This is a genomic window from Pseudomonas sp. S3_E10 (assembly GCF_054667615.1).
In genome coordinates, this window is the sequence record NZ_CP162743.1 from 2,073,371 (window position 1) to 2,094,086 (window position 20,716).

General features: G+C 62.8%; 19 protein-coding genes. 14 read left to right on the plus strand and 5 right to left on the minus strand.

Features of this window, described 5'->3' with window-relative positions:
* Positions 1 to 6 precede the first annotated feature (6 nt).
* From accB to AB4N98_RS09425, 10 genes are all read left to right on the plus strand, one after another.
* Positions 7 to 468: an acetyl-CoA carboxylase biotin carboxyl carrier protein gene (gene accB / locus AB4N98_RS09380; RefSeq protein ID WP_065879415.1), complete on the plus strand. Its 462-nt coding sequence runs from the start codon at positions 7 to 9 to the stop codon at positions 466 to 468.
* Positions 469 to 485: 17 nt separating this feature from the next.
* A complete protein-coding gene (gene accC / locus AB4N98_RS09385; protein WP_017527881.1) occupies positions 486 to 1,847 on the plus strand; it encodes an acetyl-CoA carboxylase biotin carboxylase subunit in 1,362 nt (453 codons plus the stop codon).
* A gap of 180 nt (positions 1,848 to 2,027) precedes the next feature.
* On the plus strand, positions 2,028 to 2,906 hold the full coding sequence (gene prmA / locus AB4N98_RS09390; RefSeq protein WP_068937848.1) for a 50S ribosomal protein L11 methyltransferase: 879 nt from the start codon (positions 2,028 to 2,030) through the stop codon (positions 2,904 to 2,906).
* Positions 2,907 to 2,936: 30 nt separating this feature from the next.
* On the plus strand, positions 2,937 to 4,184 hold the full coding sequence (locus AB4N98_RS09395; RefSeq protein ID WP_017527883.1) for a DUF3426 domain-containing protein: 1,248 nt from the start codon (positions 2,937 to 2,939) through the stop codon (positions 4,182 to 4,184).
* 185 nt (positions 4,185 to 4,369) lie between these two features.
* Positions 4,370 to 5,383, plus strand: a complete 1,014-nt coding sequence (gene dusB / locus AB4N98_RS09400; protein ID WP_017527884.1) for a tRNA dihydrouridine synthase DusB — start codon at positions 4,370 to 4,372, stop codon at positions 5,381 to 5,383.
* On the plus strand, positions 5,380 to 5,700 hold the full coding sequence (gene fis, locus AB4N98_RS09405) for a DNA-binding transcriptional regulator Fis (RefSeq protein ID WP_017527885.1): 321 nt from the start codon (positions 5,380 to 5,382) through the stop codon (positions 5,698 to 5,700). Before dusB ends, fis begins: the two co-directional genes overlap by 4 nt.
* A gap of 81 nt (positions 5,701 to 5,781) precedes the next feature.
* Positions 5,782 to 7,389 carry a bifunctional phosphoribosylaminoimidazolecarboxamide formyltransferase/IMP cyclohydrolase gene (gene purH / locus AB4N98_RS09410; RefSeq protein WP_065879416.1) on the plus strand — a complete coding sequence of 536 codons (1,608 nt, stop codon included), beginning with the start codon at positions 5,782 to 5,784 and terminating at the stop codon, positions 7,387 to 7,389.
* A 104-nt stretch (positions 7,390 to 7,493) separates the two neighbouring features.
* Positions 7,494 to 8,786, plus strand: coding sequence for a phosphoribosylamine--glycine ligase (gene purD / locus AB4N98_RS09415; RefSeq protein WP_065879417.1), 1,293 nt, complete (start codon positions 7,494 to 7,496; stop codon positions 8,784 to 8,786).
* A 126-nt stretch (positions 8,787 to 8,912) separates the two neighbouring features.
* Complete coding sequence (locus AB4N98_RS09420) at positions 8,913 to 11,684, plus strand: hybrid sensor histidine kinase/response regulator (protein WP_065879418.1); 2,772 nt, start codon at positions 8,913 to 8,915, stop codon at positions 11,682 to 11,684.
* Positions 11,685 to 11,838: 154 nt separating this feature from the next.
* The gene (locus tag AB4N98_RS09425) at positions 11,839 to 12,435 is read left to right on the plus strand and encodes a MarC family protein (protein ID WP_003171467.1); all 597 of its coding nucleotides are present in this window, start codon (positions 11,839 to 11,841) and stop codon (positions 12,433 to 12,435) included.
* Here the strand turns inward: AB4N98_RS09425 and AB4N98_RS09430 are convergent.
* From AB4N98_RS09430 to cobG, 5 genes are all read right to left on the minus strand, one after another.
* Positions 12,432 to 13,208 carry a hypothetical protein gene (locus AB4N98_RS09430; RefSeq protein ID WP_017527889.1) on the minus strand — a complete coding sequence of 259 codons (777 nt, stop codon included), beginning with the start codon at positions 13,206 to 13,208 and terminating at the stop codon, positions 12,432 to 12,434. The genes AB4N98_RS09425 and AB4N98_RS09430 overlap by 4 nt on opposite strands.
* 224 nt (positions 13,209 to 13,432) lie before the next feature.
* On the minus strand, positions 13,433 to 15,070 hold the full coding sequence (gene cobJ, locus AB4N98_RS09435) for a precorrin-3B C(17)-methyltransferase (protein WP_068936054.1): 1,638 nt from the start codon (positions 15,068 to 15,070) through the stop codon (positions 13,433 to 13,435).
* Complete coding sequence (locus tag AB4N98_RS09440; protein WP_017527891.1) at positions 15,070 to 15,801, minus strand: precorrin-2 C(20)-methyltransferase; 732 nt, start codon at positions 15,799 to 15,801, stop codon at positions 15,070 to 15,072. Before AB4N98_RS09440 ends, cobJ begins: the two co-directional genes overlap by 1 nt.
* Complete coding sequence (locus tag AB4N98_RS09445) at positions 15,801 to 16,427, minus strand: precorrin-8X methylmutase (RefSeq protein ID WP_017527892.1); 627 nt, start codon at positions 16,425 to 16,427, stop codon at positions 15,801 to 15,803. Before AB4N98_RS09445 ends, AB4N98_RS09440 begins: the two co-directional genes overlap by 1 nt.
* The gene (gene cobG / locus AB4N98_RS09450) at positions 16,420 to 17,709 is read right to left on the minus strand and encodes a precorrin-3B synthase (RefSeq protein ID WP_223271431.1); all 1,290 of its coding nucleotides are present in this window, start codon (positions 17,707 to 17,709) and stop codon (positions 16,420 to 16,422) included. The genes AB4N98_RS09445 and cobG overlap by 8 nt, the downstream gene beginning before the upstream one ends.
* A 95-nt stretch (positions 17,710 to 17,804) precedes the next feature.
* Between cobG and AB4N98_RS09455 the strand changes: the two genes are divergently transcribed.
* The 4 genes from AB4N98_RS09455 to AB4N98_RS09470 all read left to right on the plus strand — a co-directional run bounded on the left by AB4N98_RS09455 (position 17,805) and on the right by AB4N98_RS09470 (position 20,686).
* On the plus strand, positions 17,805 to 19,010 hold the full coding sequence (locus AB4N98_RS09455; protein WP_065879421.1) for a bifunctional cobalt-precorrin-7 (C(5))-methyltransferase/cobalt-precorrin-6B (C(15))-methyltransferase: 1,206 nt from the start codon (positions 17,805 to 17,807) through the stop codon (positions 19,008 to 19,010).
* Positions 19,007 to 19,726 (plus strand): cobalt-precorrin-6A reductase, encoded by a 720-nt coding sequence (locus tag AB4N98_RS09460; protein ID WP_065879422.1) that lies wholly within the window; start codon positions 19,007 to 19,009, stop codon positions 19,724 to 19,726. The genes AB4N98_RS09455 and AB4N98_RS09460 overlap by 4 nt, the downstream gene beginning before the upstream one ends.
* 366 nt (positions 19,727 to 20,092) lie before the next feature.
* A complete protein-coding gene (locus AB4N98_RS09465; protein ID WP_017527896.1) occupies positions 20,093 to 20,395 on the plus strand; it encodes a type II toxin-antitoxin system RelE/ParE family toxin in 303 nt (100 codons plus the stop codon).
* Positions 20,396 to 20,398: 3 nt separating this feature from the next.
* The gene (locus tag AB4N98_RS09470; RefSeq protein ID WP_065879424.1) at positions 20,399 to 20,686 is read left to right on the plus strand and encodes an addiction module antidote protein; all 288 of its coding nucleotides are present in this window, start codon (positions 20,399 to 20,401) and stop codon (positions 20,684 to 20,686) included.
* Positions 20,687 to 20,716 lie beyond the last annotated feature (30 nt).

A 20,716-nucleotide genomic window follows, 5' to 3' on the forward strand; every position in this document is an offset into this window, starting at 1 on the left:
TGATTCATGGATATCCGTAAAGTTAAGAAATTGATCGAACTGCTGGAAGAATCCGGTATCGACGAGCTGGAAATCAAGGAAGGCGAAGAGTCCGTACGGATCAGCCGCCACAGCAAAACCCCGGCCCAACAGTTCTACGCACCGCAGATGCAAGCACCGGCTCCCGCCGCTGCTGCTCCGGCTGCCGCGCCTGCCGCCGCTGCACCTGCCGCCCCAGCCGCGCCTGTGCTGAACGGTTTCGTGGCCAAGTCGCCAATGGTCGGTACCTTCTACCGCACCCCCGCGCCGGGCTCGCCAGCCTTCGTTGAAGTCGGCAAAACCGTGAAAGTGGGCGACACCCTCTGCATCGTTGAAGCGATGAAGATGATGAACCACATCACGGCCGAAAAAGCCGGCGTCATCGAATCCATCCTGGTAGAAAACGGTCAGCCGGTTGAGTACGACCAGCCGCTGTTCACCATCGTTTGAACCGCGGAGCGCCTTCGATGTTGAAACCTGCGAAGAAACTGCAAAAAGTCCTGATCGCCAACCGCGGCGAGATCGCGCTGCGGATCCTGCGCGCCTGTAAGGAAGAGGGCATCAAGACCGTCGCTGTTTACTCGACGGCCGATACCGAATTGATGCACGTGAAACTGGCGGACGAAAGCCTCTGCATCGGCCCGCCACTGGCCTCGAACTCGTACCTGAACATCCCGAACATCATCGCCGCGGCAGAAGTGACCGGCGCTGATGGCATCCACCCTGGTTACGGCTTCCTCGCGGAAAACGCCGATTTCGCCGAACAGGTGGAAAAATCCGGGTTCGCGTTCATCGGCCCTAAAGCCGAAACCATTCGCCTGATGGGCGACAAGGTCTCGGCCAAGGACGCCATGATCGCAGCCGGCGTGCCAACCGTTCCAGGCTCCGACGGCCCACTGCCTGAAGACGAGGAAACCGCCCTGCGCATTGGTCGCGAAGTCGGTTACCCGGTGATCATCAAGGCCGCCGGTGGCGGTGGTGGTCGCGGCATGCGTGTGGTGCACAAGGAAGAAGACCTGATCGAAGCCGCCAAGCAGACCCGTGCGGAAGCCGGCGCCTGGTTCGGCAACCCGATGGTCTACCTGGAAAAGTACCTGACCAACCCACGTCACGTGGAAGTCCAGGTACTGTCCGACGGCCAGGGCCATGCCATCCACCTGGGCGACCGTGATTGCTCGCTGCAACGCCGTCACCAGAAGGTGTTGGAAGAAGCGCCGGCACCGGGCCTGGACGAGAAAGCCCGCCAGGAAGTGCTGGCTCGCTGCGTCAAGGCGTGCATCGACATCAACTACCGTGGCGCCGGCACCTTCGAGTTCCTCTACGAGAACGGTCGTTTCTACTTCATCGAGATGAACACTCGCGTGCAGGTAGAGCACCCGGTGTCGGAGATGGTCACCGGTATCGACATCGTCAAGGAGATGCTGAGCATCGCCGCCGGTAACGTGCTGTCCTTCACCCAGGCTGACGTGAAGATTCACGGCCACTCCCTGGAATGCCGGATCAACGCCGAAGACCCGAAAACCTTTATGCCGAGCCCAGGCCTGGTCAAGCATTTCCACGCGCCCGGCGGCAACGGCGTACGTGTGGATTCGCACCTGTACAGCGGCTACAAGGTTCCGTCCAACTACGACTCGTTGATCGGCAAGCTGATCACCTGGGGCGCCACCCGCGACGAGGCCATGGCCCGCATGCGTAACGCCCTGGACGAAATCGTGGTCGACGGCATCAAGACCAACGTCCCGCTGCACCGGGACCTGGTCCGCGATGAAGGCTTCTGCGAAGGTGGTGTGAACATTCACTACCTGGAACACAAACTGGCCAACCAGTAAGTGCTCCACCCAACAAAACCGCCTTCGGGCGGTTTTGTTGTTTCTGCGCGCTCGATCTTGAAGATGTACACCCTGCAAATGTGTTCAGTCAGTACAGTCGTCTTCTGCCGTGAGCTCGCGTAAACTTGCGCGCTTTCGCGACTCTGCGGTCGCACACTCATTTTTTCAAAGGTGCCCGCCATGCCTTGGCTGCAAGTCCGTCTCGCCATCAGCCCAGAACAAGCCGAAACCTACGAAGACGCTTTCCTCGAAGTGGGCGCTGTGTCGGTGACTTTCATGGACGCCGAAGACCAGCCGATCTTCGAACCCGAGCTGAACACGACCCCACTGTGGTCCCACACCCACTTGCTGGCCCTGTTCGAAGACGGCACCGATGCCGCCGCCGTGCTGGCCCATATGGAGCTGCTTACCGGCAGCCCGTTGCCGGAGCACCACAGCGAAGTGATCGAAGACCAGGACTGGGAACGCAGCTGGATGGACAACTTCCAGCCGATGCGTTTCGGCCAACGCCTGTGGATCGTGCCAAGCTGGCACGCCGCACCGGAACCCGAGGCGGTCAACCTGCTGCTGGACCCGGGCCTGGCCTTCGGCACCGGCACCCACCCCACCACCGCGCTGTGCCTGGAATGGCTGGACGGCCAGGACCTGACCGACAGCCACGTGCTGGACTTCGGCTGCGGCTCGGGGATCCTGGCGATTGCCGCCCTGCTGTTGGGCGCCAAGGATGCCGTGGGTACCGATATCGACGTGCAGGCGCTGGAAGCCTCCCGCGATAACGCCGGGCGCAACAATATCCCTGAAGGCAAATTCCCACTCTACCTGCCTGAAGATCTGCCCCAGGTGCAGGCCGATGTGCTGGTGGCGAACATCCTCGCCGGGCCGCTGGTTTCCCTGGCGCCGCAGCTGTCGAGCCTGGTCAAGTCCGGCGGGCGCCTGGCGTTGTCGGGCATCCTCGCAGAACAGGGCGAAGATGTAGCCGCCGCGTATGCCAAGGATTTCGAGTTGGACCCGATCGCCAACCGTGACGGCTGGGTACGCATCAGCGGGCGTCGGCGCTAGAATGAGCGCTTGCCTGAATCGGATGGCCGCATGACCGACAGTTTCGTCACCCAGTGCCCGCATTGCCAAGCCCGTTTCCGCGTCAACCACGCCCAGTTGAGCGTGGCCCGTGGCGTGGTACGTTGCGGCTCGTGCCTGCAAGTGTTCAACGCCGCTCGCCAGTTGCTCGAGCAGCGCGCCCATGCGCCGGCGCCGGGGCAGCCGACCGCGGCCGAGCCAACGCCCGAAGCGGTGCCCGAGCCACAGCGGGCAATCAGCCAGAAACAGTGGACCGCCGAAGAGCTGGACCTGGACAACCTGGACCTGGATAAAGAACTGGCCAAGCTGGAACGCCGCGAGATTCAGCACACCCTGCCCGTGGGCGCGGAACGCCGTCAGCCCGGCGCCGAGCGTCGGCAAAAAGACGACGCCCTCAGCGCCACTCGCGAAACCGTCAAGGCCGATGAAGAAAAATGGGCCGCCAGCCTGTTCAGCGAACCGCCTGAAGAACGCGCCACTCACGCTGAAGACGAGCCCGAGCCGATTAAAGGCCCTGCGACCAAGCAGCGCACCGAACCGTCCATGTCGCCGCACACTGACGAGATCGACGACGAACCACCGCTGCACTCAACCCCAGACGATGACGAGCGCGACCCGCCGTTCACTCCCCTGACAGCCGCGGCACAGGAACCGGAGCCCGAAGAGCGCCCGCAACCCCGCCGCAAGCGTCCGCGCCCCGAAGCCGGAATCCACGACGAGCTGCTTCAGGACCTGGAAGACGACCCGCTGCACCTGTATGCGCAAAAACGCCCGCAGGGCTGGGGCCGTCGCCTGATCTGGATACTGCTGGTGCTGATCGCCGCCGCCGGCCTGGCCGTCCAATACATTGCTTACCAATTCGACGACCTGGCCCGCCAGGACGCCTACCGCCCATGGTTCCAGCAACTGTGCCCCACACTGGGCTGCACGGTGCCATCACGGGTTGATATCGCCCATATCAAGAGCAGCAACCTGGTGGTGCGCAGCCATCCGGAGTTCGCCGGCGCGCTGGTGGTGGATGCGATCATCTACAACCGCGCGACATTCTCCCAGCCCTTCCCCCTGCTGGAGCTGCGGTTTGCCGACCTCAATGGCAACCTGATCGCCAGTCGTCGCTTCAAACCCGCCGAATACCTGAGCGGCGAACTGGCCGGTGTGAGCGAAATGCCATCGCAAACCCCGATTCATATCTCCCTGGATATCCTCGACCCAGGCAATAAAGCCGTGAATTACAGCTTGAGCTTCCATTCTCCAGAGTGAATCGGCGGATGCACCGAAGCTTGACGGTGGAATATTGACTTCACGCCGCGCAACCAAACCGGTAGCGATAAAGAATTAACTGTTCAGATTTTATCCAATTCAGCCTTTATCCAGTCATCGAGAGCGGGTATCATGCCAACCCTTTTTCGAACTCTAATGATCCGGCCCCACAACAGGGAAGTCCTATGTCGGCGGTACGCATCGGCCCATATACATTGCAGAACGGCTTGATTCTCGCCCCGATGGCGGGCGTCACCGACCAGCCCTTTCGTCAGCTCTGCAAACGTTTGGGCGCGGGTCTTGTAGTCTCGGAAATGGTCACCAGTGACATGAGTTTGTGGAACACCCGCAAATCGCGGATGCGCATGATCCACGAAGGTGATCCCGAGCCCCGCTCGGTACAGATCGCCGGTGGTGACGCGCAGATGCTGGCGGATGCGGCCCGAGCCAACGTGGAGCTGGGCGCACAGATCATCGATATCAACATGGGCTGCCCGGCCAAGAAGGTCTGTAACAAGGCTGCCGGTTCCGCCCTGTTGAAAGATGAGCAGTTGGTTGCCGAGATCCTGCAGGCCGTTGTCGCCGCCGTGGATGTGCCGGTGACCCTGAAGATTCGTACCGGCTGGGACCGGGACAACAAGAATGGCCTGACGGTGGCGAAGATCGCCGAACAGGCGGGCATTACAGCGCTGGCGGTGCATGGCCGCACCCGCGCCGACCTTTATACCGGTGAAGCCGAGTACGACACCATCGCCGCGATCAAGCAGGCGGTGTCGATGCCGGTATTTGCCAATGGCGATATCGACTCAGCCGAGAAAGCCCGGCGCGTGCTGCACGCAACCGGTGCCGATGGTTTGTTGATAGGCCGGGCCGCCCAGGGGCGCCCGTGGATTTTTCGTGAGATCGAACACTTTCTGCGTACCGGCGAAGTCCTGCCGGCACCGGAGTTGGTCGAGGTGGAACGTATTCTGCTAGAGCATCTGGCTGCCCTTCACACTTTCTATGGGGATGTGATGGGCGTACGCATTGCTCGCAAGCATGTGGGTTGGTATCTCGCAACCCTGCCGGGCGCCAGGGAGTTTCGCGCCGGGTTCAATCGTTTGGATGAAACGCAAGCACAGGTCACCGCCGTTCGTGAGTTTTTTGCCGAACGAGACAAGAGCCTGAGAGCAGGGGACGGAGAGGGGGTGGCCGCATGACGATCATGACCGAGACTTTAGTGAGTGGAACAACACCCGTGAGCGACAACGTCAATTTGAAACAGCACCTCAACACGCCGAGCGAAGAAGGCCAGACCCTTCGCGGGAGCGTTGAAAAGGCGCTGCACAATTATTTCGCCCACCTTGAGGGCGCTTCAGTCACGGACGTGTACAACCTGGTGCTCTCCGAAGTCGAGGCGCCCTTGCTCGAAAGCGTGATGAACTACGTCAAGGGCAACCAGACCAAAGCCAGTGAGCTGCTGGGCCTCAACCGTGGCACCTTGCGCAAAAAGCTCAAGCAATACGATTTGCTGTAAGCATTCAATCAAACCAGAAAGGCGCCCGCGTAAAACCGGTCGCCTTTTTTGCTGACTCCTTTGCTTTTGATGGAAATTGAAATGACCGACCAGACTACCCGCCTGCCGATCCGCCGCGCCTTGATCAGCGTTTCCGACAAGACCGGCATCCTCGAATTTGCCCGGGAGCTGGAAGCCCTGGGCGTGGAAATCCTCTCCACGGGCGGGACCTTCAAACTGCTGCAGGACAACGGCGTGGCCGCAGTAGAAGTCGCGGACTACACCGGTTTCGCGGAAATGATGGACGGTCGGGTCAAGACCCTGCACCCGAAAATCCACGGCGGCATCCTCGGCCGTCGCGGTATCGACGACGCCATCATGAACGAGCACGGCATCAAGCCGATCGACCTGGTGGCCGTCAACCTCTACCCCTTCGAAGCCACCATCAACAAGCCCGGCTGCGACCTGCCGACCGCCATCGAAAACATCGATATCGGCGGCCCGACCATGGTGCGCTCGGCAGCCAAGAACCACAAAGACGTGGCCATCGTGGTCAATGCCGGCGACTACAGCCAGGTGCTCGAAAGCCTGAAAGCCGGCGGCCTGACCTACGCCCAGCGTTTTGACCTGATGCTCAAGGCGTTCGAACACACCGCGGCCTACGACGGCATGATCGCCAACTACATGGGCACCGTGAACCAGGCCGCCGACACCCTGAGCACAGAAGGCCGCAGCCAGTTCCCGCGCACCTTCAACAGCCAGTTCATCAAGGCCCAGGAAATGCGCTACGGCGAGAACCCGCACCAGAGCGCGGCGTTCTACGTGGAGGCAAAACCGGCCGAAGTCGGCATTGCCACCGCGACCCAACTGCAAGGCAAAGAACTGTCCTACAACAACGTGGCCGACACCGATGCCGCGCTCGAATGCGTGAAAAGCTTCGTCAAGCCGGCCTGCGTGATCGTCAAGCACGCCAACCCGTGTGGCGTGGCCGTGAGCCCGGACGCCGAAGGCGGTATTCGCCAGGCCTACGAACTGGCCTACGCCACCGACACCGAGTCGGCCTTCGGCGGCATCATTGCCTTCAACCGTGAGCTGGACGCCGAGACCGCCAAGGCCATCGTCGAGCGTCAGTTCGTTGAAGTGATCATCGCGCCAAGCGTCAGCGAAGAAGCGCGCGCCATCGTTGCAGCGAAAGCCAACGTGCGCCTGCTGGCCTGCGGCGAATGGTCGGCTGACCGCGCCGCTGCCTGGGACTACAAGCGCGTCAATGGCGGCTTGCTGGTACAGAGCCGCGACATCGGCATGATCGGCAGCGCCGACCTGAAAGTGGTAACCCAGCGTGCTCCCACCGAGCAAGAGATCAACGACCTGATCTTCGCCTGGAAAGTGGCCAAGTACGTTAAATCCAACGCCATCGTCTACGCCAAGAACCGCCAGACCATCGGTGTCGGCGCCGGCCAGATGAGCCGCGTGAACTCGGCGCGTATCGCCGCGATCAAGGCTGAACACGCCGGTTTGCAGGTGGTGGGCTCGGTGATGGCGTCCGACGCTTTCTTCCCGTTCCGTGACGGCCTGGACAACGCCGCGAAAGCGGGCGTGACCGCCGTGATCCAACCGGGCGGTTCGATGCGCGATGCTGAAGTTATCGCCGCCGCTGATGAAGCTGGCATAGCGATGGTCTTCACCGGCATGCGCCACTTCCGCCACTGATCCAACCCGATTGAAATGTAGGAGCGGGCTTGTGTGGGAGGGGGCAAGCCCCCTCCCACATTTAAAAGCGCTCCTCTGGCGCCTACAGAATTTGAGGTTTTGAAATGAATGTTTTGATCATTGGCAGCGGTGGCCGTGAACACGCCCTGGCCTGGAAAGTTGCCCAGGACCCCCGCGTCCAGAAAGTTTTCGTCGCGCCCGGCAACGCCGGCACCGCCATTGAAGCCAAGTGCGAAAACGTCGCTATCGACGTGCTGGCGCTTGAGCAACTCGCCGATTTCGCCGAGCAAAACGTCTCCCTGACCATCGTCGGTCCGGAAGTACCGTTGGTGGCCGGCGTGGTCGACCTGTTCCGCAGCCGCGGCCTGGATTGCTTCGGCCCAACCGCCGGCGCCGCGCAGCTGGAAGGTTCCAAGGCGTTCACCAAGGACTTCCTGGCGCGCCACAAGATCCCGACCGCCGACTACCAGAACTTCACCGAGATCGAGCCGGCCCTGGCTTACCTGCGTGAGAAAGGCGCACCGATCGTGATCAAGGCCGATGGCCTGGCCGCCGGTAAAGGCGTGATCGTGGCGATGACCTTGCAGGAAGCCGAAGACGCCGTGCGTGACATGCTCGCCGGCAATGCCTTTGGCGACGCAGGCTCGCGCGTGGTGATCGAGGAGTTCCTCGACGGCGAAGAAGCCAGCTTCATCGTGATGGTCGACGGCAAGAACGTATTGCCGATGGCCACCAGCCAGGACCACAAGCGCGTCGGCAACGGCGACAGCGGCCCCAACACCGGCGGCATGGGTGCCTACTCCCCTGCCCCGGTGGTCACCCGCGAAGTGCACCAGCGCGTCATGGACCTGGTGATCTGGCCAACCGTGCGCGGCATGGCCGACGAAGGCAATGTGTACACCGGTTTCCTCTATGCCGGCCTGATGATCGACAAGGCCGGCAACCCGAAGGTCATCGAGTTCAACTGCCGCTTCGGCGACCCGGAAACCCAACCGGTGATGCTGCGCCTGCAATCGAGCCTGGTATTACTGGTGGAAGCCGCCCTGGCCCAGGCCCTGGACAAGGTCGAAGCCCAGTGGGACCCACGCCCGAGTGTCGGCATCGTACTGGCGGCCGGCGGTTACCCTGCCGACTACGCCAAGGGCGATGTGATTGAAGGCCTGGATGCGGCGGCTACGCTGGAAGGCAAAGTGTTCCATGCGGGCACCGCGCTCAAGGATGGCAAGGTGGTAACCGCCGGTGGCCGTGTGCTGTGCGCTACCGCCATGGGCGCCAGTGTCGACGCCGCGCAACAACAGGCGTACAAACTGGCCGCAAAAATCGATTGGAAAGGCTGCTTCTACCGCACCGACATCGGTTACCGCGCCATTGCCCGTGAACGTGGCGAAACGCACTAAGGCGCAGACGTCGCAAGCCTCGTCACTAGCTATCCGTTCGGTCAGGCAAGGGCCTCTGGCCCTTGCCGTACACCGGCCACCCCGCGCATAGTTAACCCGTGCATCAACCTACGAAGGGATTTCGCCGTGCGCTGGCTCAGGATCGCCATAGGTTTCACTGTCAGTCTGCTGACGCTGCTCTGCTTGTTCCCGGCCCAGGCCGCCGCGCAAGGCAGTGGCTGGGCAGTATTGCTTGATGAACAGGCCGACCTGCAACTGAGCGACATTCGTTCCTCGCGCTACACCAACCAATTCAGCCCCATCGAACTGGACCGCATTACCGCCGCGCAACCGGACGGTGCGTTGTGGGTACGTTTCAAGCTGCAACCCGGCAAGCACGAGCAAGTGCTGCGGGTATTCGCCCCGGACCTGTCCTACCTGAGCCTCTACGTGCTGGACGGCGACACCCTGATCGAGCAACAGAACACCGGCACCCGCCAGCCCCAGACGGAACGCCCGTTACCCAGCAGCGACTTCATGCTACCGATGCCCCAGAGCCAGAAGCCGCTTGAGGTCTACCTGCGCCTGGTCTCGGAACATGAGCTGCGCCCCTATATCACCCTGGAGCCGGCCGTACTGGCCGCCGCCGACCAGACCCAGACGCTGGTCTACGGCCTGCTCTTCGGTTGCCTGTTGATGCTGATCCTGCACAACCTTTCACGCTTTGCTTACCACCGCTCGCGCAGCAGCCTGTGGCTGGCGGCGTGCGAAATACTGTTGATGCTCAGCCTGGCGCTGCTGCTCAACCTAACGGGCCCATGGCTGCCGAACTGGCACGCTATCCAGACCCCAGGCGCGTACCTGGCGCTGCTGCTGACCGCGCCGTGCGGGCTGATGTTCGCCTACCGCTTCTTCATGCCCCTGGGCCCGCACCCGCTGAACAAGCTGTTGATGGCCGATATCCTGTTTATCGTGCTGTGCGGCCTGCTGCTGTTGTTTGTCAGCACCCTGCCGCTGAACATCATCACCTATGCGCTGGTGGCCCTGGCAGGCCTGAGCATGCTGTTTGTCTCGGCGTATCACTGGCAGAGAGGCTATGGCCCGGCGCGTTTGTTCGTGGCGGGCATGGTGGTGTTCAACATCGGCACGCTGATCATCCTCCCGGCGTTGCTGGGCCTTACGATGGTGTCGCCACAGGGGCTGATCGTCACGCTCCTCGCGTTTATCTGCCTCAGCGGCCTGTTGATGAGCCTGGCCCTGGGTGAACGCCAGCGCGCCCTCGTGGAAGCGCGCTTCAGCCTCAGCCGCGACCTCGCCGCGAGCAACGCCGAAATCGCCGCAAAGGCCGAGTTCCTGGCCAAGATCAGCCACGAAATCCGCACCCCCATGAACGGCGTGCTGGGCATGACCGAACTGCTGCTGGGCACCCCGCTGTCGGTAAAGCAGCGCGACTACGTGCAGACCATCCACAGCGCCGGCAACGAACTCCTTACCCTGATCAACGAAATCCTCGACATCTCCAAACTCGAATCCGGGCAGATCGAGCTGGACGACGTGCAGTTCGACCTCAACGCGCTGATCGACGACTGCCTGAGCATCTTCCGCGCCAAGGCCGAACAACAGAACGTCGAGTTGATCAGCTTTATCCAGCCCCAGGTGCCGCGCGTCATCAGCGGCGACCCGACCCGCCTGCGCCAGGCGCTGTTGAGCCTGCTGGAAAACGCCCTGCAAAAAACCGATGAAGGCGAAGTCCTCATCGTCGTCGCCCTGGACGACCGCAGCACCAAGCCGCGCCTGCGCATTGCCGTGCAAGACAGCGGCCTGCCGATGGAACCCGCCGAGCGCGAGGCACTGCTGCACAGCGAACTGCACAGCAAGAACTTCCTCTCGGCCACCCGCTTGAGCGGGCACCTGGGCCTGGTCATCGCGCGTCAACTGATCCTGTTGATGAACGGTGAGTTCGGCATCAAGAGCGGCAGCCATCAGGGCAGCACCCTGTGGCTGACCCTGCCGCTTGACCCGGAACGCCTGGAGCACCCGACCTCCGACCTCGACGGCCCGCTCAGGGATGCGCGCGTACTGGTGGTGGACGACAACGACACCTGCCGCAAAGTGCTGGTGCAGCAATGCACGGCCTGGGGCCTGAACGTCAGCGCGGTACCTTCGGGCAAAGAAGCCCTGGCCTTGCTGCGCACCAAGGCGCACCTGCGTGACTACTTCGACGTGGTGCTGCTGGACCAGAACATGCCCGGCATGACCGGCATGCAACTGGCGGCAAAAATCAAGGAAGACCCAAGCCTGAACCACGACATCCTGCTGATCATGCTCACGGGCATCAGCAATGCGCCGAGCAAGATCATCGCGCGTAACAGCGGGATCAAGCGCATCCTCGCCAAGCCGGTGGCCGGTTACACCCTCAAGACGACCCTGGCCGATGAACTGACCCAACGCAGCAAAGGCGGCGTGCCGCCCCGCGCGGTCCTCAGCCCGCCGGCGGAGGTGGCCGTGCCCAGCGATTTCAAGATCCTGGTGGCCGAGGACAACAGCATCTCCACCAAAGTGATTCGCGGCATGCTCGGCAAGCTCAACCTCAACCCGGACACCGCCAGCAACGGCGAAGAAGCATTGGAGGCAATGAAAGCCCAGCGCTATGACCTGGTGTTGATGGACTGTGAAATGCCAATCCTCGATGGCTTCTCGGCCACCCAGCAATTGCGCGCCTGGGAAGTCAGCCATCAACGCATTCGCACGCCGGTGGTGGCGCTCACGGCGCATATCCTTTCGGAACATAAGGAACGCGCGCGCCAGGCCGGCATGGACGGGCACATGGCCAAGCCGGTGGAGTTGTCGCAATTGCGCGAACTGGTGGCGTTCTGGGTGGCGCAGCGCCAACAACGCCCCGAGCACGAACCCTCCTGACCGCAAATACAGTGGGAGGGAGCTTGCCCCGATGGCGGTCTGTCAGCCGACCACTTAGGGATTGATATACCGCTATCGGGAGCAAGCCCCCTCCCACATTTGATCTGTGTCGCCTGATAGACTCCCAACACTTCTCCTGCCGCGAGCCGCCCTTATGCTCCACGTGTTATTCAGCGTTTACCTGAAGATGCTGGTGCTCTACAGCCCGTTCTTCGTGCTGTCCTGCTTTATCAGCCTGACCCGTGGCTATTCCAGCAAAGAACGGCGGCGCCTGGCCTGGAAAGTGGCGCTGGCGACCCTGGTGTCGAGCGTGCTGCTCTACCTGTTCGGCCGCGTCATTTTCAGTGTGTTCGGCATCACCGTGGATGCCTTCCGCATCGGCGCCGGCAGTGTGTTGTTCATCTCTGCCCTGGGCATGGCCCAGGGCAAGTCGGCGGTGCAGACCGACAACGTGCAGCAAGACGTGACCATCGTGCCGCTCACCATCCCCCTCACCGTCGGCCCCGGTACCATCGGCGCCTTGCTGGTGATGGGCGTCAGCCAGCCGCACTGGGATGACAAACTCACCGCCATCCTCAGCATCGCCCTGGCCAGCCTCACGGTCGGCGTGGTGCTGTATCTGTCCAACCGTATCGAACGCATCCTCGGTGACCAGGGTTTACAGATTGTCAGCCGGCTGATGGGCCTGTTCGTGTGCGCCCTCGCCGCGCAAATCATCTTCACCGGCGTGCGCGGTTATCTGGTGCCTTAGATGCGGTACTTGGCGATCGCCAATTGCACCTTGTCGCCCGCGCTCTCGCGCATCAGCCGGATGGTTTTTTCGTTGACCACCGAGGTATTGAGCACCAGGCAGGTCTGCCCGCTGAAGGCCTCGAACGAGGAACTGTCCCACTCAAGGAACGGCAGCCCCACCTGTTTGCTCACTCCCTGGGTGCTGTAGGTCACCAGCACCATCATCAATTCCCCGTCTGTTTCGGCACAGGACGCCAAGCCAAAATCACCGCCCTGGTGCACCGTGCTGTTGCGTTTGAACAGTTCGAAAGACGCCGGCTGGCGCTTCAAGGCCTCCAACGCATCAGCGGCCAGCTTCGGCAGCGCGGCCAGCAGCGGCCCGGCCAGCGATGTCGAGGCCCATAACGTGGCGATGATGTTCAGCGCCGCCAGTTGTACCGTCAGGCCTTTGCTGGTGCTTGAGACGCGCTCGAACCGGCTGCGCACCGGCAGCCAGCCCAGGCTGATCATCACCTTGATAAATTCGTCATACCAGGCTTGGCCGCCGCGCTGGATGTTCAACACATCGCTGACGTAGCTGCTGGCCAGCAGGTAGCTTTTGCGAATGTACTCGCGGTTAATCCCCGACAGCCCCTCGGCAAATGAAATCACGCCGTTGTTGACCACCGCTGCATTGCTGTCGTCGTCGACCGGCTCAGCAACGACCTGCTGGCCTCGCGCGCCGGGCAGCGTGTAGGCGGCAATCAACTTGCGCCGCTTTGTACTGTTGATCCTTTTGTGATGTCGCTCCATTTTCGTTCTCCACAAGCGCCCCACATGGGGCTTGCTCGCACACTAGTCCAGCGCCCGGTGGACTTTCCAGGCCACAAACATCGCTTGCGCGAGCGCGCCGGAAAACGCCGCCCAGCAATCGTAGGGGGCAGCCGTCGCCCTTGCGGTTTTCCTCGATAAAAAAAGAAAAAGCTCCGAATAACGGCAGGTGGTTACCCAGCGTCAATCGGAGCTTTCGTGCAGCGTCAGGCGACGGGTTTTTCGCCGTACCAACGCGGCGTATAGACCCATTCACCACCACCGGCCCTGGGGAATGTGCAGGTGGTGGACGAGCCGATCAGCACCATGGTGCGCATGTCCACCTGCTCCGGCGTCAGTTGCCCCAGCGTGGTGACACGCAAGGTCTGGCCTGGGCGCCCGACATCACGGCCCAGCACCACCGGCGTTTGCGGGGTGCGGTGCAGCGCGACGATTTCCAGGGCGCGCCCCAACTGCCAGGGCCGCGACCGCGAGATCGGGTTGTAGAACGCCAGGGCCAGGTCGGCCTGGGAGGCAAGGTCCAAGCGTTTTTCGATGATCGACCAGGGCTTGAGGTTGTCCGACAGCGACATCACACAGAAGTCATGCCCCAGCGGCGCACCTGCCTGGGCGGCGGTGGCCAGCGAAGCCGAGACGCCCGGCAGGATCTCCAGGTCGACCTGATGCCAGGCCGGGTCGCCGGACTCGTGCAACGCTTCGATCACGGCAGCGGCCATGGCGAATACGCCAGGGTCACCGGACGACACCACCACCACCGAACGGCCTTGGGCGGCCAGTTCGAAGGCGTGGCGCGCACGCTGCATTTCTTCACGGTTATCGGTGCAGTGCTGCACCTGGTCGTCACGGAACGGCCCCGCCATGCGCACGTAGGTTTCATAGCCCAGCACGTCGGTGCAACGGGCCAGTTCAGCCTTGACCGCCGGCACCATCAACTCGGCCGCGCCAGGGCCCAGGCCGATCACGGCAAGACGGCCACGCGCACGCCCTACCTGGAACAGGTCCAGGGGTTGCTCGGCAACGTGAATCACGATGTCGGCGTCTTGGCTGACGCTGGCGAAACGCAGCGGCACAGCCAATGCCGAGGCCGCTTCATGCAGCGTCGCCTCGGCCATCTGCGTATCGCTGGCGAGCAGGCACGCCAGCGATTGCACGGCAATGCCCGCGTCATGCAACGCAGCACGCACACGCTCGGCCAATCGCGCGCCCGGTTTGCAGGTCACGCTTACATTCTTGGGGTAGATCAACAATTCGTTGGCGACGGGCACGCGCTCGGCGCTGCTCACATGGATCGCCAAACGCGCTTGCGGGTCCTGGGGCAGATGCGCTTGATCCAACCACGGCGCGGCGCCTTCGATACGTACGCTTTCGCCGCCCAGCAAGTCGCTGACGAAGCGCTTGCCCAGTTCCAGGTCCGCCAGCTCATAACCCGCGGGCGGGTTGAGCAGGCAGGTGCCGAAACGCAACTCGCCACTGGTGGTGATCGCCGCGGCGACATTCAGCGCGGCGCCGATGTGCCGCGCCATCACGTTAACCCCGCCCAGGCCACCGAGCAGCGGCACCACGGCGCTGCCGTCTTCGGCCACGGCGAGCACGGCGGGCTCGTCACCTTTTTCCAGCAGCAGCGGCGCCAGGGTGCGGATCACGATGCCGGCGGCGCACAGCGCAATCAGCGGCGTGCCGTGTTGATACAGCCGGCGCAGGGTGGCGCCGAATTCGTCGTAGGCCTGGTCGGCGCCCTCAACCCGCCCCGCCAGCCCATGGATCAAGGCGCCGGGGTACAGCTGCTGGATCCTGCGCGCCGTGGCCAGGCTGCCCTGGCCCAGTATGACAATCGCTGGCGTCATCACCCTTGCCACCGCTCACCGGGCACGATGATCAGCGAGAAATACGGCGACGACATCGGCTCCACCTGATCCAGCGGCACGATCTTTTGGTTAGCCATGGTGGCGCGCTCCACATACAACGCGCGCTCGGCCAGGCCGAGTTCTTCCAGTACCTGGCGCACCTTGGGGAAGTTGCGACCCAGTTTCATGATCACGGCGGCATCGGCATCCGCCAGGCGGCGCTTGAGGTCGTCATGGGGCAGCACGCCCGACAGCACCGACAGGCTCTGGTTGCGATACACCAGCGGCGCGCCCAGCACAGAGGCGCCACCGAGCATCGAACACACGCCGGGGATGACCTGCGCGTCGTAACGTTCGGCCAAGCGGTCGTGCAGGTACATGTAGGAGCCGTAGAAGAATGGATCGCCTTCGCAGATCACCGCCACATCGCGCCCGGCATCCAGGTGCGCAGCCACATTGACGCTGGCGGTATCGTAGAAATCGCTGATCACTTGCTCGTACGACAGCGGCGCCGGCAATGCCTCGGTCGTCACCGGGTACACCAGCGGCATCAGGGTCTGTTGCGGCACCAGGTGATCCTCGATGATGCCGAATGCATTGCCCTTCTTGCCCTTGGCCACGAAGTACGCCACCACCGGCGATTCACGCAGCAGGCGCAGGGCCTTGAGGGTGATCAGTTCCGGGTCGCCGGGGCCTACGCCCAGGCCGATCAAACGTCCGCGCACGGGCATTATTCGACCTCCGTGGCGAGTGCATTGACCGCGGCGGCGGCCATGGCGCTGCCGCCCAGCCGGCCCTGCATGATCACGAACGGCACGCCACGGCTATCAGCCGCCAGCATCGCCTTGGATTCGGCAGCACCGACGAAACCCACCGGGAAGCCAAGGATCAACGCCGGTTTCGGCGCGCCGGCGTCGAGCATTTCCAGCAAGTAGAACAAGGCGGTCGGCGCATTGCCGATCACCACCACGCTGCCTGCCAAATGCGGGCGCCACAGCTCCAGGGCGGCAGCGGAACGGGTGTTGCCCAACTCCCGCGCCAACTCAGGCACGCTGTCGTCGCGCAGGGTGCAGATCACCGGGTTATTGGCCGGCAGGCGCGCACGGGTCACGCCCTCGGAAACCATCCGCGCATCACACAAGATCGGCGCGCCGGCGGCCAGCGCGTCGCGCCCGGCCTTGCCGGCACCGGCGGAGAATTGCAGGCCGTCGATGGCATCCACCATGCCGCACGCATGAATCACCCGCACCGCGAGTTTTTCCAGGTCGGCCGGGATACGCTCCAACCTGGCTTCCGCGCGAATAATGGCGAAGGAGTTGCGATAGATCTCCTGACCGTCGCGGATGTAATCAATCATCGGTGTTGCTCCGTGGACGAGCGCGTAACAGGGCGCCCGCCGCTTCAATGGAAAGAGTGCGCGCGTGCAGCCGGCCAAAACCTGGCTGGGCTGCATCGCGAAAATAGAGGTCGTAGTGGCCAGGGCTCACTGCCAGCAAGGTGACCGGCGCGGTGTGCGCGGCGGCGCAGGAACGTGGGCAGCCGGACAGATGCGCCTCGGCGCCGGGTGCCTGCGCGGCCAGTTGCATGGCATCGGCCTTGGTGTCGGCCAAGGCTTTGCCGCAACCGCTGGAGCCGGTGCAGGCGACCAGGCGCGCCAGGGGCTGGTCGGCCGAGCAAAGGAAGCCCAGCTGTGCCAGGCGCTCGGTCACGGCGTAAGGTTTTTCGACATTGGGCAGCAGCACGCCCTGCCAAGGGGTGAAGCGCAAAGTGCCGTCCCCGTAATCGCCGGCAAGCTGTGCGGCGCCCTTGAGCATCGTTGAATCGAGGCGGCCCAAGGGCGCGACGGCGGCGACATAAAACTGATTCTGTTGAGGCTGTGGATAAGTCCCAAGGTGTAACAAAGCGCCACTGGCCGGGCGATTGAAACCGCTTGCCGGCAGCAGAGGCAGGCTCAGGTGGCTCAGTACGTTATCCACAGGCAAATGGCGCATGCGGGTTTGCTCTGGGGCCGCGAGGGCAAGGAACGCTTCGAGGACGGCCACCACCAGTGCGTGCCCCTGGTCCAATCGCACGGCGGCCAGCGGCGCATCCAGGCCCGGGCAACCCGCCAGGCCAAACGCGAGCAACGTCTGGCCATCGCGCACGAATGCCGACAACCACAGGTCATGATGATGTTCGAGCATCGCCAGGGCCTCGCCGCCATCCAGTTGCACGGCGAACTTGGCCGACAACCCGTGAAAACGCGGATTATTTTCCAGCGTGGCAAGGATCTGCCCAGCCAGGGGGCGGGTGTCGAACAGCATCTGCGGGTCGATACCGGCGCTGGGGCTGAGCATCAGGTTGCGTACATCGTCACCAGCGGCGTTGTTCGGGCCAAGGCCAGCGGCGAGCAGCCTCGCGATCAAGGCATCCTGCTCGGCGCCGATCCCGCGGATCTGCAGGTTGGCGCGGTTGGTTGCCTCGATCACCCCACCGGCATAGGCCTGGGCCGCGTCCGCCACGGCGTTGGCCTGGGCGGCGCTGATCGAACCACCGGCCAACTTGATCCGGCAAATGCCGCCGTCCAAGGCCTGGACGATACGCAGCAACCCCGGACAAGCCGAGGGGCGCAAGGTATTCAGAGCGGGCGTTGGGTTCACGGAGCTACCGGTTCACGGGTAAAGGCGCGGTATTATGCCTGCTTTGTCCGGCGGCATGAAAAGCCTGCCCGTCGGATGTCGCTCAAGGAATGGATATGTCGCCCTGGCTGACGGTTGTAGGCATCGGTGAAGACGGCTTCAAGGGGCTGGGCAGGAATGCCCGGCATGCCCTGTTGCGCGCCACGCGGATTATAGGTGCTCAGCGCCAGTTGGACCTGTTGCCCGTGTGCATTCGTGGCGAGCGCCAGCTGTGGCCGAGCCCGTTTTCCCTGGAACCGGTGCTGGCAAAACGTGGCGAACCGGTGTGCGTGCTGGCCAGCGGAGATCCGATGTTCTATGGCGTGGGGGCCAGTCTGGCGCGGCAGATCGCGGCTGAAGAGTTGCTGATTTTACCGGCACCGTCGTCGGTTTCCCTGGCAGCCGCGCGTTTGGGCTGGCCGTTGCAGGACGTGGTGACGTTATCCGTGGTGGCCCGGCCCTTTGCGGCAATCAATGCGCACCTGGCCAGCGGCGTGCGCTTGTTAGTGCTGAGCAATGACGGTGGCAGCCCTGCGTTGATGGCGGCGTTATTGACCGAGGCAGGGTTCGGGCCCAGCCGATTGACGGTGTTTGAACAGGTGGGCGGCGCGCACGAGCGGCGCCTCGATGGACTGGCCGCAAGCTGGCAACACCTCAGCACTGCCGATCTGAACCTGGTCGCCATCGAGTGCATCGCCTCTGCCGACACACCACCGTTGTCACGCCTGGCGGGCCTGCCGGACGCGGCCTTCAAACACGACGGCCAACTGACCAAGCGCGATGTGCGCGCCATGACCCTCGCCCGCCTCGCGCCGATGCCCGGCGAACTGCTGTGGGACGTGGGCGCGGGCAGCGGCTCCATCGGTATCGAGTGGATGCGCACGCACCCCAGTTGCCGAGCGCTGGCGATTGAAGCCGACGAAGGTCGCCAAGGCCTGATCGAACACAACCGTGACGCCCTCGGTGTGCCCGGCCTGCATCTGGTGCGCGGTAAAGCCCCGGACGCATTGCAGGGCCTGCCGGTACCCGACGCGATCTTCATCGGTGGCGGCGTCACCCGCGACGGCGTACTCGACACCTGCTGGCACCACCTGCGCCCCGGCGGGCGGTTGGTCGCCAACGCCGTGACCCTGCAAAGCGAAATGACCTTGATGAACTGGCGCGCGGAGCACGGCGGCGAACTGACCCGCATCCACGTGGCCCAGGCGCAGCCGTTGGGGGAGTTTGATACCTGGCGCCAGGCGCTGCCGATCACCCTGCTGGACGTGGTCAAGCCGCTATGAAACGGATTCTGCTGCTGGGCGGCGTGACTGAAGCGCTGGCCATTGCCCGCACGCTGGGCCCGGAACATCTCTACAGCCTGGCCGGTGTCGGTCGCGTGCCGACCGACCTTACCTGCCAGGTGCGTGTCGGCGGTTATGGCGGCGCCGAGGGGTTGGCGCAGTTCGTTCGTGATGAGGGCATTAGCCTGATCCTCGACGCGACCCATCCGTATGCAGCGCAGATCAGCCGCAATGCCGCCGAGGCTGCACAGTTGAGTGGCGTGCCCTGCTGGGCACTGCGGCGCCCGGCGTGGCAACCGCAGGTGGGCGATGATTGGCGTGAGGTCAGTGACTGGGCCGGGCTGATCCAGGCCTTGAAACCGTTCAACCGGCCGCTGTTCACCTTGGGGCGCGAGCCGTTGCAGCACCTCGACGAAATTCCCCCCGGGCAGTTCTGGACGTTACGGGCGCTGGGGGTATACCCGGGAAATGAGCGCTGTGAAGTGATAGGCGCACGTGGACCGTTTCTGATCGAGGACGAGCGCGAGTTATTCGAGCGACGCGCAATTGATGTGCTGATCAGCAAGAACAGCGGCAGCACCGCCACCGAGCCCAAGCTGGAAGTGGCGCGGGAACGTGGGGTGCCGGTGCTGGTGCTGAAGCGGCCGGTGTTGGCGACCGTGGACCGGGAGTTCCCAACGGTCGCGTCGGCCTTACAGGCAATCACCCTTCTTTAAACACCACCGATCCATTGTGGGAGGGGGCTTGCTCCCGATGGCGGCGTGTCAGCCACTGATTGACTGACTTCACACCGCTATCGGGAGCAAGCCCCCACATTCAAAACTGCGTCATCCAGCTACTGCTGCCGTCTGCGCAACGCCGAGCAATTCCTCTCGGAACCAACCGAACAGCCAACTCTCGGGCCTCACCACCGAAAGTCGAATCCCCCTACAAACACTTCTGAACAAGCTGGCTGGCTCAGCCAAAAGCCCTCGCCCTAACCTCCCCGCTCGCGGTTTCGCCTCAGCCATCCGCGATGGGGATGCCTGCTTTTGCAGCGCGTCGCAACTTGCCAATGTGTATCCCAAGGAATACGATCCGAGATGATTCACTTCAAGAGGTCTGATGAGTTTCAGGAATGGCTTTATTCGTTGCGCAGTCAACCCGCCCATGGACGCGTACTAACAAGATTGGATAACGCAAGAATGGGTAATTTTGGAGACTGCGAAAACGTCGGAAATGGCATATCCGAAATGCGCATCCACTATGGCCCTGGATACCGTGTGTACTTCAAGCGTGTAGGTGAGGTGGTTTACCTATTGCTGACAGGTGGCGATAAATCAACGCAAAAACGCGACATTGAGCGCGCTAAAGCAATTGCCGATGAATTTGAGAGAAAGGAGTGACCCATGACTCAATTTAACGATTTCGACATAGCCGAACACCTGACGACCCCTCAGGACATTGCGGGGTATCTGGAAGCTTCTTTCGAGGAGGACGCCGGTGACGGCCTGCTGATCCGTTCAGCGCTCAACAACATCGCCCGCGCCCAAGGCATGACCCAAATCGCCCGCGACGCAGGCCTCGGACGGGAAAGTCTATACAAAGCCCTCTCCAGCACTGGCAATCCTGAGTTCGCGACTATCATGAAGGTCATGAAGGCGTTAGGCCTGAGACTTCGCGCCACCGCTATCTGATGGCACTGCGACACCAAACCACACCGCCCC

What these genes read in the sequence shown, in the direction of transcription:
- AB4N98_RS09425 (WP_003171467.1), top strand. Translation starts at nt 11,839, where the DNA reads ATGCTCCACGTGTTATTCAGCGTTTACCTGAAGATGCTGGTGCTCTAC.
- dusB (WP_017527884.1), top strand. Translation starts at nt 4,370, where the DNA reads ATGTCGGCGGTACGCATCGGCCCATATACATTGCAGAACGGCTTGATT.
- AB4N98_RS09460 (WP_065879422.1), top strand. Translation starts at nt 19,007, where the DNA reads ATGAAACGGATTCTGCTGCTGGGCGGCGTGACTGAAGCGCTGGCCATT.
- accB (WP_065879415.1), top strand. Translation starts at nt 7, where the DNA reads ATGGATATCCGTAAAGTTAAGAAATTGATCGAACTGCTGGAAGAATCC.
- prmA (WP_068937848.1), top strand. Translation starts at nt 2,028, where the DNA reads ATGCCTTGGCTGCAAGTCCGTCTCGCCATCAGCCCAGAACAAGCCGAA.
- cobJ (WP_068936054.1), bottom strand. Translation starts at nt 15,070, where the DNA reads ATGACGCCAGCGATTGTCATACTGGGCCAGGGCAGCCTGGCCACGGCG.
- AB4N98_RS09440 (WP_017527891.1), bottom strand. Translation starts at nt 15,801, where the DNA reads ATGCCCGTGCGCGGACGTTTGATCGGCCTGGGCGTAGGCCCCGGCGAC.
- AB4N98_RS09445 (WP_017527892.1), bottom strand. Translation starts at nt 16,427, where the DNA reads ATGATTGATTACATCCGCGACGGTCAGGAGATCTATCGCAACTCCTTC.
- AB4N98_RS09395 (WP_017527883.1), top strand. Translation starts at nt 2,937, where the DNA reads ATGACCGACAGTTTCGTCACCCAGTGCCCGCATTGCCAAGCCCGTTTC.
- purD (WP_065879417.1), top strand. Translation starts at nt 7,494, where the DNA reads ATGAATGTTTTGATCATTGGCAGCGGTGGCCGTGAACACGCCCTGGCC.
- accC (WP_017527881.1), top strand. Translation starts at nt 486, where the DNA reads ATGTTGAAACCTGCGAAGAAACTGCAAAAAGTCCTGATCGCCAACCGC.
- fis (WP_017527885.1), top strand. Translation starts at nt 5,380, where the DNA reads ATGACGATCATGACCGAGACTTTAGTGAGTGGAACAACACCCGTGAGC.
- AB4N98_RS09465 (WP_017527896.1), top strand. Translation starts at nt 20,093, where the DNA reads ATGATTCACTTCAAGAGGTCTGATGAGTTTCAGGAATGGCTTTATTCG.
- AB4N98_RS09470 (WP_065879424.1), top strand. Translation starts at nt 20,399, where the DNA reads ATGACTCAATTTAACGATTTCGACATAGCCGAACACCTGACGACCCCT.
- AB4N98_RS09430 (WP_017527889.1), bottom strand. Translation starts at nt 13,208, where the DNA reads ATGGAGCGACATCACAAAAGGATCAACAGTACAAAGCGGCGCAAGTTG.
- AB4N98_RS09455 (WP_065879421.1), top strand. Translation starts at nt 17,805, where the DNA reads ATGTCGCCCTGGCTGACGGTTGTAGGCATCGGTGAAGACGGCTTCAAG.
- purH (WP_065879416.1), top strand. Translation starts at nt 5,782, where the DNA reads ATGACCGACCAGACTACCCGCCTGCCGATCCGCCGCGCCTTGATCAGC.